Here is a 14,995-nt window from a genome sequence, read left to right on the forward strand (position 1 = left end):
TCCCCTCTATGACACTTAGACTGGCATTGGGCCTTACCACAGCGCTGGTCTATTCCGTGTGCCAGGCCCAGGCACCGACACTGAAGCTGCTGACTTTCGAAAGCCCACCCTACCAGATGGTGGGGCCGGGCGCTGATGACTCCAGTCTGGTGGTTGGCGAAACCGCCAATACCGTGGCCTGTGCCGCCAACCGTGCGGGCTGGGCGACGCGCATCCGGATTGCCCCACAGAATCGGGCCATCCACTCACTTGAGCGCAAAATGATTGATGGCTACTTTGCCATTGATCCGTCATCAGAACTCGACACCATAGCAAAACGCAGCGACCCGGTGGCACTGGAGAAATGGTATTTCTTCACCCGGGACAACCGGCCGTTCAGCCGGGAACTTCGCATTGGGGTGGTCTCCGGCAGCAACGAGGAAGCCTGGCTGGAAGCCAATGGCTACCGGATTTTCCTGAGCGTGTCATCGCCGGCCCAGCTGCTCGCCCTGCTCAAGCGCGCCCGGATCGATACCGCGCTGATGGATGAGCGGGTCATGAACCGCCTGCGCCAGACCAACGACTTCAATGACCCGCAACTGAACACACACTTTGTTCGCTATGCGCCCCTGTACCTGTACCTGAGCGAGACCTTCACCTCGGATAATCCGGAGTTTCTGGGTGCGTTCAACCGCACGCTCACCAAATGCATGGCTGGCCAACTCGCACTGTCCGATGAGGAAGAGCGGCGGATTATCAAACTCTCGGAACGCCTGTTCGCGGAACTGAACAGTATCCTGGATATTCGTCAGATCATTGAGGCGGGGCCCCGGCAGGAAAGCTTTACCGACGTGATGACCATCGACAGCCAGTGGCAGGCCCTGTCACCGTTCCAGACACCGGATCTGGCCGAGGAGATTCTGGCACTGCCAGGCTCCCGGGCCCTGCACGCCTGGCAGCAATCTCACCCGGGGCTGATCACCGAGGTCATGGTGGTGAACGACATGGGCACCCTGGCCGCCATCAGCCAGCTGACCTCCGATTACTGGCAAGGCGATGAGCCAAAATTCCAGAAAGTCATGGGAGGGTCCGGAGCGAGCGCCACCCCCGGACAATCCCTGTTCATCTCACCCATTCGTTACGACACCTCGGCAGCACGGTTTCAGGTTACTGTCAGCACGGCGGTTCCGTCCGACATTGGCGAGACCGCCGAGGGGGTTATTGTCATTGGCCTGGGTATCGAAGACGCCCTGAGCGAATACGAGCGCCAGTAACAGGGTCTCTGGCAACATCACGCTTTGGCAATGTCAGTCTTTGGAGCTGTCAATGGACAGCAGGGACTCGATCTCGGACGCCTCCAGGGTTTCCTCTTCCAGGAGCCTTTCCGCCATACGTTCCAGCCGATCCCGGTTTTCCTCCAGTCGCTTGGCCACATCCCCTTCGATACCAGTGATGAGTTTCCTGACTTCGTCGTCGATCTTCTCGGCCGTGGCCTCACTGAACTCCCGCTCCCGGGAAATCTCATGGCCCAGGAACACCTCTTCCTGACTGGAGCTGACCGATACCGGCCCGATGGCCTCGCTCATGCCCCATCGGGACACCATGCGCCGGGCCAGTTTGGTTGCCTGTTCGATATCGTTCTCCGCACCGCTGCTCACTTCACCGAAAATCAGACGCTCGGACACCCGGCCGCCGAGCATCACGGCGATCCGGTCCCGGGCATAGCTGGCGGTCATGTTCAGACGCTCTTCGTCCGGGGCCTGTTCGGTCAGACCCAGCGCCCGCCCCCGGGGAATGATCGTCACCTTCTCCAGGGGATCGGCCTTGGGAAACAGCAGTGCCGTCAGGGCGTGACCGGACTCATGGAAAGCGATGACTTTCTTTTCATCGTCGCTCAGAGTCTGCTCACGCTCGGCGCCCATCAGAATTTTGTCGCGGGCAAGATTGAAGTGGGCCATGGCCACCAGCTTGCTGCCGTCCCGGCCGGCGAACAGTGCTGCCTCGTTGGCGAGATTCTCCAGATCAGCCCCGGAGAATCCGACGGTACGGCGCGATACCGCGGCCAGGTCGACATCGTCATCCAGTGGCATGGCCTTGGTGTGAATTTCCAGTATCTGTTCCCGGGCCTTGCGATGGGGGCTGTCCAGGGTAACTTTGCGATCAAAGCGCCCCGGGCGCATCAGCGCCGCATCCAATACATCCGGACGGTTGGTGGCCGCTATGACCACGACCGCTTCGTGGGGCGAGAAACCGTCCATTTCAGACAGAATCTGGTTCAAGGTCTGTTCTCTCTCGTCATGTCCGCCGCCCACGCCGGCGCCCCGGGAGCGGCCGATGGCGTCCAGTTCATCAATAAAGATGATCGCGGGTGCTTCCTTGCGGGCTTCCTCAAACATGTTCCTGACACGGGACGCCCCAACCCCGACAAACATTTCAATAAATTCGGAACCCGAGATGGAAAAGAACGGCACTTCTGCCTCGCCGGCAACCGCACGAGCCATCAGCGTTTTGCCCGTACCGGGCGGCCCCACCATCAGCACGCCCCGGGGCAGCTTGGCGCCCAGCCGCTGATAGTAAGAAGGGTTCTTGAGGTAATCGACGATTTCCGTCAGATCCCTCTTGGCGCTGTCGGAGCCGGCAATGTCGTCAAATCGCTTGCGCGGCTCGTCCTTGCGGAATCGCTTGGCTTTGGACTTGCCCATGTTGAACAAGCCGCCCTGCTGCCCGCCCATCTGGCGCGCCATGCGTTGCCAGAAATAGACGAACACAGCGAGGATAATCAGCCATGGAAGAAAATTGACCAGCATGCGAGAGAGCAGGTCCGGCCCGGACTCTTTTGCCGTGATCGGCACGCCGTTCTGCTCCAGCAACTCCACGATGCGGGTCTCACCGACCTCCGGAACCTGGGTCTGGAATACCGTTTGGCCAGTACCATCGCCGCTGCCTTCAGCGCTCTTGAGGGTACCCCGCACCTGATGCCCTTCAATGGTTACTTCCGAGACCTGTCCGGACGTAACCCGTTCCTTGAACTCGGTGTAGGTCAGCTGCTCGAAGTTTGACTGGCTGAACATCTGCACCGCATAGAACACCAGAAACGCGACCAGCAGGAAATTGACGAATCGAAGCCACTGGGGCGGCTCGTTCTGCTGCCCCTGTTCCGACAGAGGATCCTTCGGTTCCTGCCGGGAGGTCTCCTGCTCCTTCCGATCATCCTGAGGATTGGATCTCTGGGCCTGGCCAGCCATGGCATCTCCTTGGTTGTTGGGTTCATTCAATGCCAGCCGTCATCGGGCTGAAAACGTTGTCCGTGGGCCTGCGCGAGTTTCTGCAAAGATTCGCGAATGTTTTCGAAACCCCGTTTATGGGCATAATGCAGGGGCCCACCGCGGAAGGGCGCGAACCCGGTACCGAAAATCATTGCACCATCCAGGGTTGTTTCATCTTCAATCACACCTTCACGCAGACACGCCATGCAAGCGTTCAGCATGGGCAGGATCAGCCGGTCCAGGGTATCGTCTGGGGTACCGCCTGAGACATCGTCCTTGTCCGCTTTGCCTTTCTTCCACTGGTAAAGCCCCTCCCCGGTTTTCTTTCCGAGGTTTCCGTCGTCCACCTTCTGGCGGAGCCAGTCCGGTGCCGGAGGCATAGCGGTATCCAATCTCTCTCGCAGCATGTCAGCGACACTCAGGCAGATATCGAGCCCCACCTGATCCGCCAGCTCAATCGGCCCAACCGGCATGCCGAATTCCTCGGCCAGCGCATCAATGCTCTCGGCGGCCACTCCCTCATCCAGCAACACCATGGCTTCGACCAGGTACGGCGTCAGCGCCCGGTTTACCAGAAACCCGGGCGCCGTAGCCACCGGGGCCGGTAAACGGTCGATCTGCCCCACGAACCGACGGCCGCGATCAAGCACCGATTCGGCGGCCTTGTCATGACTGACCACTTCCACCAGGGGCATCAACGCCACCGGATTGAAGAAATGCAGACCGATCAGGCGACTCGGATCGCTGACCTTTTCCCGCAGGGTTTCCAGGGGAATGCTGGAGGTGTTGGTCGCGAGGATGGCGCCCTGTTTGAGTTTCGGCTCAACCTCTTCGTAGACTTTCTGCTTGAGCTCAATTTTCTCGGGCACCGCTTCGATCACGAGGTCCGCCCGAGCGACGCCGTTGTTGGCGAAATCTGGTGTGAGCCGATCCAGTATGTCCCGGGTCTCGGCGTCGGACCGATGCTTCTTCTCACACAGATCGGCGAGTTTTTTCACCGCCTGAGCCAGCTTTTCGGCCTCCATGTCGAAGAGAGTGACATTCAGTCCACGCACCGCGCACCATCCCGCGATATCAGCACCCATCTCACCGGCACCGACCACATGAACGTGGCGTACTGCCTCGGCCTCACTGCGGGCGAGGCCTTTCAGCGACTCGCGCAGATGGAAGACCCGCACCAGATTGCGGGAGGTCTCGGACATCATGAGTCTGGCGAACGAGGCGATTTCAGCTTCTCGCATCTCCGGTCCGGGCGCCCCGCCAAAGTCCTCCCAGAGTTCAATCAGCGCTTCCGGTGCGGGGTAATGGTCTGGCCGCGCCTTTTTGGCGCTTTGCGAGCGCATCTGGCGGGCCTCGAGCTGACGCGCCGGTTTGCTGGAGAGCACCCGGCCACGCAGGCCCTGATTGCCCGACTCGATATCGCCGGCGATCGCAGCCTCCACCGCAGCGTGCACATGACGCTCCTCGACAAGTTCGTCTACCAGACCCAGCTTTTTGGCTTTGCTGTGGGAAGCCGTCTTGCCGGTCAGCATCATGGTCATTGCTTCGATGGGGTCAACAAGCCGGGTCAGGCGATCCGTTCCCCCGAGCCCCGGGTGTAACCCGAGCTGGATTTCCGGAAACCCCAGTTTGGCGCCTGGAACGGCCAGCCTGAGGTCACAGGCAAGCGCCAGCTCCAGGCCGCCACCAAGGCAGGAACCATGAATAACGGCAACCGTCGGGCATGACAAAGCTTCGAACCGGTCAACCACACGATGGGCATCGGTGAGCTTGTCGACCACTTCGGTTTCCGACGACAACTCGGCAAACTCGGTAATATCGGCGCCCATACAGAAACCGCCGGGCTTGAACGAACGCAGCACCACGCCCTTTGGCGTGTGTGATTCAAGTTCGCTAACAATGTCGGCCAGCTCGTTCAATACCGCCTCGGAAAGCACGTTGGCGCTGGCGTCTCTCTTGTCGAGGATCAGCCAGGCAACATCACTGCGGTCGCGTTCCAGATGCCAATGCTGCCACTCGCGTTCGGATGCCTTGCCCTCATATTCCTCAAAAGGGCCCAGGGCCATGTCACGTGAGCTCAGTGTCTCAAGGATTTGACCTTTCATGTGCGTCCTCCTGACATTCTGCAAATCGGAGTTCTGTGTCCGAGCTTCAAACGGCCTCGATGAGCATGGCACCAGACTGACCGCCACCGATACACTCAGTGGCGATGCCCCGCTTCAGCCCTTTGCGCTTGAGGGCGTTCATCATATGCAGCACGATCCGGTTGCCGCTGGTGCCCACTGGATGCCCGATGGCAACCGCGCCGCCATCAATGTTCAAGCGCTCCGTTTCGAGGGTACCCATTGCCTCGTCCAGGCCGAGGGCTACCCGACAGAACTCCCGATCTTCCCAGGCCCGCAGGCACGCCAGCACCTGCGCGGCGAACGCCTCGTTAATTTCCCACAGGTCTATGTCGTTCAGTCCCGCTTTGTGACGCTTGAGCAGAGCCGTTGAACTCAGCACCGGGCCGAGGCCCATGATTTCAGGTTCGAGCGCCGACCAGTGACTGTCGACCAACACCGCGCTGGGCTTCAGATCGTACTTTTTAACCGCTTCTTCGGACGCCAGAATCACCCAGGAGGCGCCGTCGGTGACCTGTGAGCTGTTACCGGGCGTGACCTGGCCGTAGGGCGGTTCGAAGGCAGCCCGGAGCTTCGCCAACGCTTCGACGGAGGTATCGGCACGCACTCCATCGTCGCGGTCGAACAGTTCTCCGTCCGGCGAAATTGCGGGCATTACTTCGCCTTCCAGCCACCCTTCCTCTTGGGCTTTGGCCAGCCTCTGATGGCTGGAAACCGCGTACTCGTCCGCCTGGGTACGGCTGATCCTGAATTGCTTGGCCAGAATTTCTGCCGTCTGTCCCATGCTCAGGCCAGCTATCGGATCGGTCAGCCCCTTGGCCAGACTGATTTCAGGCTTGAACTGTCCAGGGCTGAAGCCAGCCAGTTGCCTGACGTAATCCTGAGGGGAAGACGCGGCGTTCAGGCCAGCCAGCCACTCTACGGCCTCAGATTTCATCACCATGGGTGCGTGGCTGAGCGCTTCGGTTCCGCCGGCAAGAATCAGGTCGCTGTCGCCATCCCGGATGTATTTGTAGGCCGTATCGATAGACTGCATGCCCGAACCGCAGTTGATCTGCACGGTAAACGCGGGCATCGCCTCGCCCATACCCAGCCTTAACGCCGCTACTCGGGCGGGATTCATCTCGGAACTGACCACATTGACACACCCGAGGATGACCTGATCGAAGGCATCTGCAGGCATGGGCTGTCGAAGCAGAAGCGGCCGACCACACTGAACGGCCAGATCAACGGGTGAGAACGGGCCAGGGCGTCCCCTGGCCTTCAGGAACGGCGTTCGCGCACCGTCAACCAGATACACCTTCCGGTCCTTCGTGCGGGGCGCCGCCTCGCGGCGTGTGCGAGTTTTCTTTGCCTGCTGTGCCATCCAGATCCCTCCTCTGGCTGAGCTGGCCTGCCGGCCAGGGCGGCTCTAATTTCAACTCACACCTATAACCTTGGACCCTGCAGAGCAGGATTCAAGGTTCATGTCGGAACCGCACCTTGAAAAAGGGCTTCTCGCAACTAGGGTTTTAGTTACACTTTTAGACGAGGAGATCTGCTATGAGTCGCGCTCAAGACCTCTTTCCAACCCGGCTGGAGCGCAAACTGGGCATGTTCGAGCGCCTGGATCCAGTGGTGCACACACCTGAGGAACGCCTGTCGGATGGCCCGCTCACGGCCGACCAGGTCCGCGAATTCGATGATCGCGGGTTTTTGTTCTTCGAATCGTTCTTCGACAAATCAGAAATGGAGAAATTCATTCAGGAGCTCCAGGAATACGAAGAAGACGAAGACCTGAAGCTGTCTGAGGGGACGATTCTGGAGCCAGGAAAAGAGGAAATACGATCCATCTTCGGCATCCACGAGATATCAAAGCGCTTTGACCGGCTCACCCGGGACCCGCACCTGCTGAAGATCGTGCGACAGTTGCTGGACAGCGAGGTGTACATCCACCAGTCCCGCATCAACTACAAGCCGGGGTTCAAGGGCAAGGGCTTTAACTGGCACTCGGATTTTGAGACCTGGCATAGCGAGGACGGCATGCCACGCATGCGCTGCCTGAGCTGCTCGATCGTGATGACCGATAACAACGAGTTCAACGGGCCCCTGATGCTGATCCCGGGCTCGCACAAGTACTTCATTCCCTGTGTTGGTCGCACGCCCGAGGACAACTATAAGGAATCCCTGAAGATTCAGGATCTCGGCGTTCCGGACGGTGCCAGCCTCACGCACCTGATGAATGAGAACGCCATAGAAGCGCCGAAGGGACCGGCTGGCTCGCTTATCATCTTCGAGTGCAACACGCTCCATGGTTCCAACGCCAATATGTCCTGCTGGCCCCGGAGCAACCTGTTCTTTGTCTACAACAGCGTGCATAACACGCTGACCGAGCCCTTCTGCGGGAACAAGCCAAGGCCCCAGTTCCTCGCCAACCGCACGAACTGGGACCCGCTCAAGCCGGTGAACGATTGACACCGGCCAGCGCCTTTCCCGATCCGGTGCTCAAGGCGGCCCCACCTCGCAGGCCAGCACCAGCGCCCAGAACTCCGAAAAATCGTTCACCACGACATCCGGCTTGTCCGGATGCTTGTGGGTGCCGGGAAAGATCTTGTTGAGCCACGGCAGGTCCCACTGGGCGCCATTGAAGAACACTGCCGTCATGCCCGCCCGTTTGGCGGCAATCACGTCGGTGGTGCTGTCGCCCACATACCAGACAGAAGGGTCCGGCGGATAGTCCAGCTTTTGCACCGCCAGCAGCAGTTGGTCCGGGTGGGGCTTGCGAAGCGGCGTGTCGTCGCCACAGACATCCACATCGAAGAGCTCGGTCCAGCCGGTGTCTTCCACCGCCGCCAGTTCGTGGTCGAAGAACTCACGATCACGATTGGTGATCACGCCAACCTGAATGCGGAGCCGGCGCAAGCCTTCCAGCACCTCCCGCACCTTGGGCTCGAACGCCTTCACGGTGCCGTAGTGTTTTCGGTAGTGGTGATTGAAAGCCTTGTGGGCGATCTGCTTGGCCTCCTGATCCTCACCGAAAAGCACTTCGAAAATGTCCGTGCGGGAGATCTTCCGGTCGGCCTTCACCTTCGGATGGAGCTTCGCAAACTCCCGGACGTAGGCCACCAGCTTGACGTCTTCCGGGGTTTTGCTGTCTTCCGGGGCCACCATCCGGTCCATGAGCCTGAGCTTGTGAAAATCCGGCAGCATGTCGTCCACCGCGTGGTACATGGCATCCAGAGTGTCCACCAGAGTGGCGTGCCAGTCGAACAGGATCACCGCCGGGCGAATCAGCTTCACCACTGCCGGGTGCCAGTCGGGCTCAATCCGGGGATGTGGCCGCTCGGGCGGCGGGAAGGGCCGTGGCCGGACCTCTGCCGGCGCTCGCTCGAAGGCCTCTGGCTGCCCGCGTTCCAGCAACGCCAGCAGGTCCATCAGGTCCTCGAAGCTGTCGAGAATCGCCGCCGGCGCATCCCGGTGTGAGAACCAGCTGTCAATACGGCCAGACTCCCAGCAGGCACCGTTGTAAAACACCCCGGACACCCCGGCCTTGTTGGCCGTGAGCATGTCGATATAGCTGTCGCCCACGTACCAGGCTCGCTCATCCGCGGGCAGCCCAAGTTTCTCCAGCGCCTTGAGGATCACCTCCGGGTCCGGTTTGTATTCGGTCACATCGTCGGCGCAGACGGTGGCGTCGAACAGGTGCTGCCAGCGGCCTTCGTCCACCGTGCGCAGCTCCTTGTCGAGGAACTCCCGGTTGCGGTTGGTGGAGACTGCCAGGCGAATGCCCAGGGCCTTCAACGCACTCAGGTACTCGTAAGCCCCGGGCTGGAAAGGCTTTACCTGTCCAAAGTAGCGGCGGTAGGCCTGGTTGTAGGCCTTGTGGGCAATCAGCTTGGCGTCTTTGTCGTCGCCGAAAATGGCGTTGAAGATATCCGTTCGGGATACTCGCCGCTCCGCCAGTATGCGCGGATGCAGGCGCCGGAAGATGCGGATATAGCGCACCAGGCGGGCGTCATCGGCCGTCCGGCACTGGTCCTCGGGCAACAGCCGGTCCACCAGGCCCAGTTCCTCCAACTGCGGTAACATGTCTTCCATGGCGCTGAACATGGCGTCATGGGTGTCGACCAGCGTGCCGTGCCAATCGAAGATCAGAACACTGGGTGCCGGCAGGTGATCGCTGAATCGGGCCATGGACAATCCTTCGGGGTTTCAGGAACGTACAAGTCAATAACTTCCTAAACTGTCAGTAAAAACCATTTTATCCGGATGCACAAAAAACCCCATCTTCCCGAGAAAGTCTGCGCGGTCTGCAATCGCCCGTTCGCCTGGCGCAAAAAATGGGCAAAGGACTGGGACAACGTGCGCTACTGCAGCGAACGCTGCCGGCGGGCCAGGAGCAAAGCCGAATGACCACGGTGGTCTGGTTCAAACGGGACCTGCGCACCCACGATCACGCCCCGCTCGTGGCAGCGGCCGCTCTGGGCGAGCCGGTGATACCGCTGTATGTGATCGAAGACGACTACTGGCAGTTGCCGGACACCAGCGGCCGCCAGTGGCAGTTTATCCGGGACTCCCTCACCGATCTGGACCGGCAGCTCCGCGCCGCCGGGAGCCAATTATGGGTGGTTCGAGGGTCGGTGATTGGAGCCCTTAAACAGCTGCGTGCGAGTCATGGTATAGGGCGCATCTTCTGCCACCAGGAAACCGGCGGTCAGTGGACCTTTGATCGGGACAAATCCGTCATCCAGTGGTGCGCGGAGAATGGCGTCGAGTTTCAGGAGTGGCGCCAGTTTGGTGTGGTTCGGCGACTCGCCGACAGGGACCTGTGGGACAACGCCTGGACGGACCTGATGCGGGGCAGCACGCTGGCCGCCCCCGAACGAATCCTGGCGCCCGAGGGCGCCTCGACCGTGGACTGGCAACTGGCGCCCCAGACGCTGGGCCTTGCCGATGATTGTCCGGATCGGCAGGCCGGCGGCAGTGCCCGTGGAGAAAAGCTGCTCTCGTCGTTTCTGGACCGCCGTTGCGTGGGCTACCAGTACAACATTTCCAGCCCCAATACCGCCTTCCGCGCCTGCTCGCGCCTGAGCCCCCACATAGCCTACGGCACCGTCAGCCTTCGGGAAATCTATCAGCAGGCGAAAGCCGCCGGGCAACACCGCAACACCCTGCCCCGCAAGAAAAAAAGCCTCACCAGCTTCCGCTCCCGGCTGCACTGGCACTGCCACTTCATCCAGAAACTGGAAGACGAGCCGGAACTGGAATTTCGCGCCATGCACCGGGAAATGGAAGCACTAAAAACCGGGCCCAACAATTCCGAACGCCTGCAGCGCTGGCAGGAAGGCCAGACAGGCTGGCCGCTGGTGGATGCCAGCATGCGCGCGCTCAACCACACTGGCTGGATCAATTTCCGGATGCGGGCCATGTTGATGGCGGTGGCCAGTTACCAGCTATGGCTGCACTGGCGTGATCCCGCTCTGCATCTGGCCCGGCTGTTCACCGATTTCGAGCCCGGCATCCACTACTCCCAGACCCAGATGCAATCGGGCCTGACCGGCATCAATGCGTTGCGCATCTACAACCCGGTGCTGCAAAGCCAGAAGCTGGACCCGGACGGTGAGTTCATCCGCCGCTGGATTCCGGAACTGGCCGGCGTGCCCAGAGAGATGATCCACGCCCCCTGGCTGATGACGCAACCCCAGAAAGCCCGCTACGGCGGCAATACCTACATTGCCCCGGTATGCGATCACGAGCAGGCGGCCCGGGTGGCACGCAAGGCGGTAGGGGATTTTCGAAAACGGTCGGTCAGCCGGGCCGAAACCGACCGTGTCCTGAAACGTCATGGCAGTCGGAAGGGGCCGGTACAGAAGCGCCCCGGCCTTCCTTCCGGGCCCCGAAAAGAAGACGGGCAGAGCGACCAGCTGTCACTCTTTGACTAACCTTCCTGCCCAGGGGAAGGCCCGCACAGCCGACTCAGTTGCGGTACATCTGGCGCTGGTGTTCGAGCATCTGCTCCATCATCAGTTGCATCTGGTTCATCCGGTTTTCCATCCGGTTCAGACGCTGTTCGCTGTCCATACCCGGCCCGCTCGATTGTTTGCCCTGAGCGTTGCCGGGCTGTTTCTTGCCCTGGCCCTGGTTATTCATCATGCCCTGCTGATTGCCCATGCCACCCTGGCCCATGCCACGATCTTCCATCATGCCCTGGCCCATCATGCCCTGCCCCATCATTCCGGGACCCATCATGCCGCCGCGCATCATCTCCATCTGCTCGTGCATGGCTTCCATGTGTTGCTCCCGCAGACGCTCACGCTCGGCGTTGGAGTCGGCGTTGCGCATCTGCTGCATCATCTCCTGCATACGCGACATGTTGTCGTGCATCTGTTGCATTTGTTGCTGGTTCATCATGCCATCGTGGGGCATCGGGTCGCCGTTGCCGTGGGAAAAGGCGAGAACGGGCAAGGCAGTAATAACAGAGTAAATGGCAAATCGACTGATTCGGTTCATGGCTCCCTCCTTCTGGGTAGCGGCTTCATGCATCCTTTTCAGTAAAGCCCATGAATCTGAATCCGGACTGAAAAAACGGTGGTGAATAGCGCCTAATGGCAGCAAGTTTGATCTGGGTCAGTTCCGGCCCGGCGGCGCTCAGAGAAGAACAATGCCAAACCGCTTTACCGCCAGCGCCAGGACGCCAAAACACGCCATGGTCAACAAAGCGCTGATGCCAAGGGAGGGCCAGAATCCGAACCTCGACATCAGGAAGGGAAACACCAGAAACATCGGCAGAGTCGGCAATACGTACCAGAAGGTGTACCAGGCATGGTTACTGATTTTTTCGTCTGGCTGTTGTTCCACGTATAGCCAGATCATCGCCAGTACCGTCACCATGGGCAGCGCGGCGATCAAAGCGCCCAGTTTGTCACTGCGTTTGGCAACTTCGGATACAAGTACCACCAGTGCGGCGGTGATGGCGTACTTGGTAATCAGCCAGGTCATGCATTGTCCTCTGTTGAATCACGCCGTTTGGTTCCATCGATCTACCCTGCGCCCCTAACCTTCCAGGCGGGTCACCCGCAACCGAAGGGCATTCACGATGACGCTGACCGAGGACAGCGACATGGCTGCTGCCGCAAAAATCGGCGACAGCAGGATCCCGAACACTGGATACAGCACCCCCGCCGCAATCGGAACTCCGGCCGAGTTATACACAAAGGCGAAAAACAGATTCTGACGGATGTTGCGCATGGTCGCCAGAGACAACCGACGCGCCTCGACAATGCCCATCAGGTCGCCTCTCAGCAGCGTGATTCCGGCACTCTCGATGGCCACATCGGTGCCCGTGCCCATGGCTACACCTACATCGGCGGTTGCCAGAGCAGGAGCATCGTTCACGCCATCGCCGGCCATCACCACAATGCGGCCTTCATCCTTCAGGCGTTGCACAATCTTGCCTTTGTCCTCCGGCAGCACCTCGGCTTCAACCTCGTCGATGTGCAGCTTGCGGGCAACCGCTTCGGCCGAGGTGCGGTTATCGCCGGTGAGCATCACCACCCGGATGCCGTCTTTCTGCAAGGCCGAAATGGCGGCCTCGGTGGTTTCCTTTACGGGGTCGGCAATGGCCAGCAAGCCGGCCACCTTCCCCTCCACGGCCGCGAAAATGACCGTTGCGCCATCGCTGCGGAGCTGTTCGGCCCGTTCATCGAACGCGCGAGTGTCAACACCCTCGGCCTCCATCAGCAGCCGGTTGCCAAGAAGCACTCGCCTGCCGTCGATACGGCCGGTCACGCCCTTGCCATTGGGTGAATCAAAGTCCTCCGCATCCGGCAGGGTAAGGTCCATACCCTTCGCCTTTTCAAGGATGGCGTGCGCCAGTGGATGTTCACTGCCCTTTTCCAGACCACCGGCGTAACGCATCAGATCGTTGTCGCTGAAGCCCTCGGCGCTCACCAGCTGAGTGACCCGGGGTTTACCTTCGGTCAGGGTGCCGGTTTTATCCACCACCACGGTGTCCACCTTTTCCATGCGCTCCAGGGCTTCAGCATCACGAATCAGCACGCCACTCTGGGCGCCGCGGCCGACGCCGACCATGATGGACATGGGGGTTGCCAGACCCAGTGCACATGGGCAGGCAATGATCAGAACACTCACGGCGGCGATCAGGCCGAAGGCCATGGGCGGCGTGGGCCCAAGAACAGACCAGGCGATAAAGGCGATGATCGCAATCACGATGACTGCTGGCACAAAGTAACCCGCGACCTTATCCGCCAAACCCTGGATGGGTGCACGGCTGCGTTGTGCGCTGACCACCATCTGCACGATCTGGGACAGCATGGTATCGCGGCCCACCTTGTCGGCCCGCATAATGAAACTGCCCTGCTGATTGATGCTGCCGCCAATCACCAGATCTCCGGCTTTCTTGCTGACCGCCAGCGGTTCGCCGGTGACCATGGATTCATCAATGTTTGAACTGCCTTCAAGCACCTCACCGTCGAGGGGCACCTTGTCGCCCGGCCGTACCCGCAGACGATCGCCCACCTTGACCTGGTCCAGCGACACATCCGACTCACTGCCGTCATCGCCCAGTTTCCTGGCCGTGGCCGGAGCCAGATCCAGCAGCGCCTTGATGGCGCCGGAGGTTTTCTCCCGCGCCCGCAATTCAAGAACCTGCCCAAGCAGCACCAGCACCACGATAACCGCCGCCGCCTCGAAATAGACCGCCACCGAACCGTCGTCCTGGCGAAACGCGCCCGGGAATATCTGGGGGGCCAGGGTTGCCACCAGGCTATAGATGAGAGCGACCCCCGTACCAATGGCAATGAGCGTGAACATGTTCAGGTTACGGCTGACCACCGATTTCCAGCCACGCACAAAAAAGGGCCAGCCACACCAAAGGACGACGGGCGTTGCCAGCACCAACTGGATCCAGTTGGACATTTGCGGGGCCACTAGATGATCAAGCCCGGTGAGGTGCCCTCCCATTTCCAGAACCAGCACCGGAAAGGCGAGGAGAAGGCCAATCCAGAATCGGCGGGTCATGTCCCTGAGTTCTTCCGAGGGGCCGTCGTCCAGGCTGACCTGCTCAGGCTCCAGGGCCATCCCGCAAATCGGGCAGTCGCCCGGGCCCTGTTGCCGGATTTCCGGGTGCATGGGGCAGGTGTACATGGTGCCCGGCGCAACCGGCTCTTCCTCACGGTTGTTGTCCCCAAGATAGCGGTCCGGATCCTGCTCGAACTTCGACTGACAGCCCGCCGAGCAGAAATACCAGGTTCGACCGGCGTGCTGGCTGCGATGCTCCGCGCTGTGCGGGTCCACCGACATGCCGCACACCGGGTCCTTCACGGTGTGTTCATCACCGCCTGTCTGGCCGTGGTCGTGGTTATGGTGACTGTGGTCGTGATCGTTGTGGTGATGAGCGTGCCGATGCTCAGCCATCCTGGCGCTCCTTCCTGTCTGCGGGCCATTCGGAAAAGGCTATGAAATACAGTAGACCAAGATTGATCAGGGGAACCAGGATCAGCAGCCCCAGCCAGCCCGGGTAACCCGTGCGCTGGCAGATGCGCCAGGCCGGAACAACCACCGCAATGGCAATCACCAGCATCCACAGCCAGTGTCCTGCCCACAAAGTATTTCCATGCATATTGGCCT

Annotated in this window: 12 protein-coding genes; 4 read left to right on the forward strand and 8 right to left on the reverse strand. The window is 60.4% G+C overall.

Features of this window, described 5'->3' with window-relative positions; translation table 11 throughout:
• Window positions 1-8 precede the first annotated feature (8 nt).
• A complete protein-coding gene (locus tag BM344_RS07080; protein WP_167363222.1) occupies window positions 9-1,253 on the forward strand; it encodes a substrate-binding periplasmic protein in 1,245 nt (414 codons plus the stop codon).
• A 33-nt stretch (window positions 1,254-1,286) separates the two neighbouring features.
• Here the strand turns inward: BM344_RS07080 and ftsH are convergent, their stop codons facing one another.
• Genes ftsH through BM344_RS07095 form a run of 3 tightly spaced genes read right to left on the reverse strand, consistent with a single transcriptional unit; the run spans window position 1,287 to window position 6,734 of the window.
• Entirely contained in the window at window positions 1,287-3,224 is a 1,938-nt protein-coding gene (gene ftsH / locus BM344_RS07085) for an ATP-dependent zinc metalloprotease FtsH (RefSeq protein WP_091987639.1), read from the reverse strand.
• 26 nt (window positions 3,225-3,250) lie between these two features.
• Window positions 3,251-5,350 carry a 3-hydroxyacyl-CoA dehydrogenase NAD-binding domain-containing protein gene (locus BM344_RS07090; RefSeq protein WP_091987641.1) on the reverse strand — a complete coding sequence of 700 codons (2,100 nt, stop codon included), beginning with the start codon at window positions 5,348-5,350 and terminating at the stop codon, window positions 3,251-3,253.
• 46 nt (window positions 5,351-5,396) lie between these two features.
• The gene (locus BM344_RS07095) at window positions 5,397-6,734 is read right to left on the reverse strand and encodes an acetyl-CoA C-acetyltransferase (RefSeq protein ID WP_091987643.1); all 1,338 of its coding nucleotides are present in this window, start codon (window positions 6,732-6,734) and stop codon (window positions 5,397-5,399) included.
• Between the two features lie 176 nt (window positions 6,735-6,910).
• Here BM344_RS07095 and thpD point away from each other — a divergent pair, with 176 nt between their 5' ends.
• Window positions 6,911-7,822: an ectoine hydroxylase gene (thpD, locus tag BM344_RS07100; RefSeq protein WP_091987645.1), complete on the forward strand. Its 912-nt coding sequence runs from the start codon at window positions 6,911-6,913 to the stop codon at window positions 7,820-7,822.
• Between the two features lie 30 nt (window positions 7,823-7,852).
• On the opposite strand, the gene BM344_RS07105 is transcribed toward thpD, so the two are convergent.
• On the reverse strand, window positions 7,853-9,541 hold the full coding sequence (locus BM344_RS07105) for an HAD family hydrolase (RefSeq protein ID WP_091987647.1): 1,689 nt from the start codon (window positions 9,539-9,541) through the stop codon (window positions 7,853-7,855).
• Window positions 9,542-9,616: 75 nt separating this feature from the next.
• On the opposite strand from BM344_RS07105, the gene BM344_RS07110 reads away from it, so the two are divergent.
• Both BM344_RS07110 and BM344_RS07115 read left to right on the forward strand, forming a co-directional pair.
• Window positions 9,617-9,760, forward strand: coding sequence for a DUF2256 domain-containing protein (locus BM344_RS07110; protein ID WP_091987649.1), 144 nt, complete (start codon window positions 9,617-9,619; stop codon window positions 9,758-9,760).
• Window positions 9,757-11,289: an FAD-binding domain-containing protein gene (locus BM344_RS07115; RefSeq protein ID WP_091987651.1), complete on the forward strand. Its 1,533-nt coding sequence runs from the start codon at window positions 9,757-9,759 to the stop codon at window positions 11,287-11,289. The genes BM344_RS07110 and BM344_RS07115 overlap by 4 nt, the downstream gene beginning before the upstream one ends.
• Before the next feature lie 34 nt (window positions 11,290-11,323).
• On the opposite strand, the gene BM344_RS07120 is transcribed toward BM344_RS07115, so the two are convergent.
• From BM344_RS07120 to BM344_RS07135, 4 genes are all read right to left on the reverse strand, one after another.
• Window positions 11,324-11,857, reverse strand: coding sequence for a hypothetical protein (locus tag BM344_RS07120; RefSeq protein ID WP_208603382.1), 534 nt, complete (start codon window positions 11,855-11,857; stop codon window positions 11,324-11,326).
• Window positions 11,858-11,995: 138 nt separating this feature from the next.
• The gene (locus BM344_RS07125) at window positions 11,996-12,346 is read right to left on the reverse strand and encodes a DUF3147 family protein (protein ID WP_091987654.1); all 351 of its coding nucleotides are present in this window, start codon (window positions 12,344-12,346) and stop codon (window positions 11,996-11,998) included.
• Between the two features lie 54 nt (window positions 12,347-12,400).
• The gene (locus BM344_RS07130) at window positions 12,401-14,782 is read right to left on the reverse strand and encodes a heavy metal translocating P-type ATPase (RefSeq protein WP_091987656.1); all 2,382 of its coding nucleotides are present in this window, start codon (window positions 14,780-14,782) and stop codon (window positions 12,401-12,403) included.
• Window positions 14,775-14,987, reverse strand: coding sequence for a hypothetical protein (locus BM344_RS07135; RefSeq protein ID WP_091990884.1), 213 nt, complete (start codon window positions 14,985-14,987; stop codon window positions 14,775-14,777). The genes BM344_RS07130 and BM344_RS07135 overlap by 8 nt, the downstream gene beginning before the upstream one ends.
• Window positions 14,988-14,995 lie beyond the last annotated feature (8 nt).

This window comes from Marinobacter gudaonensis (assembly GCF_900115175.1).
GTDB lineage: Bacteria > Pseudomonadota > Gammaproteobacteria > Pseudomonadales > Oleiphilaceae > Marinobacter > Marinobacter gudaonensis.

Bases quoted from the DNA above. Each gene is read 5' to 3' on its own strand.
- BM344_RS07090 (WP_091987641.1), bottom strand. From the start codon at position 5,350: ATGAAAGGTCAAATCCTTGAGACACTGAGCTCACGTGACATGGCCCTG.
- BM344_RS07095 (WP_091987643.1), bottom strand. From the start codon at position 6,734: ATGGCACAGCAGGCAAAGAAAACTCGCACACGCCGCGAGGCGGCGCCC.
- BM344_RS07115 (WP_091987651.1), top strand. From the start codon at position 9,757: ATGACCACGGTGGTCTGGTTCAAACGGGACCTGCGCACCCACGATCAC.
- BM344_RS07105 (WP_091987647.1), bottom strand. From the start codon at position 9,541: ATGGCCCGATTCAGCGATCACCTGCCGGCACCCAGTGTTCTGATCTTC.
- thpD (WP_091987645.1), top strand. From the start codon at position 6,911: ATGAGTCGCGCTCAAGACCTCTTTCCAACCCGGCTGGAGCGCAAACTG.
- BM344_RS07125 (WP_091987654.1), bottom strand. From the start codon at position 12,346: ATGACCTGGCTGATTACCAAGTACGCCATCACCGCCGCACTGGTGGTA.
- ftsH (WP_091987639.1), bottom strand. From the start codon at position 3,224: ATGGCTGGCCAGGCCCAGAGATCCAATCCTCAGGATGATCGGAAGGAG.
- BM344_RS07080 (WP_167363222.1), top strand. From the start codon at position 9: ATGACACTTAGACTGGCATTGGGCCTTACCACAGCGCTGGTCTATTCC.
- BM344_RS07110 (WP_091987649.1), top strand. From the start codon at position 9,617: ATGCACAAAAAACCCCATCTTCCCGAGAAAGTCTGCGCGGTCTGCAAT.
- BM344_RS07120 (WP_208603382.1), bottom strand. From the start codon at position 11,857: ATGAACCGAATCAGTCGATTTGCCATTTACTCTGTTATTACTGCCTTG.
- BM344_RS07130 (WP_091987656.1), bottom strand. From the start codon at position 14,782: ATGGCTGAGCATCGGCACGCTCATCACCACAACGATCACGACCACAGT.
- BM344_RS07135 (WP_091990884.1), bottom strand. From the start codon at position 14,987: ATGCATGGAAATACTTTGTGGGCAGGACACTGGCTGTGGATGCTGGTG.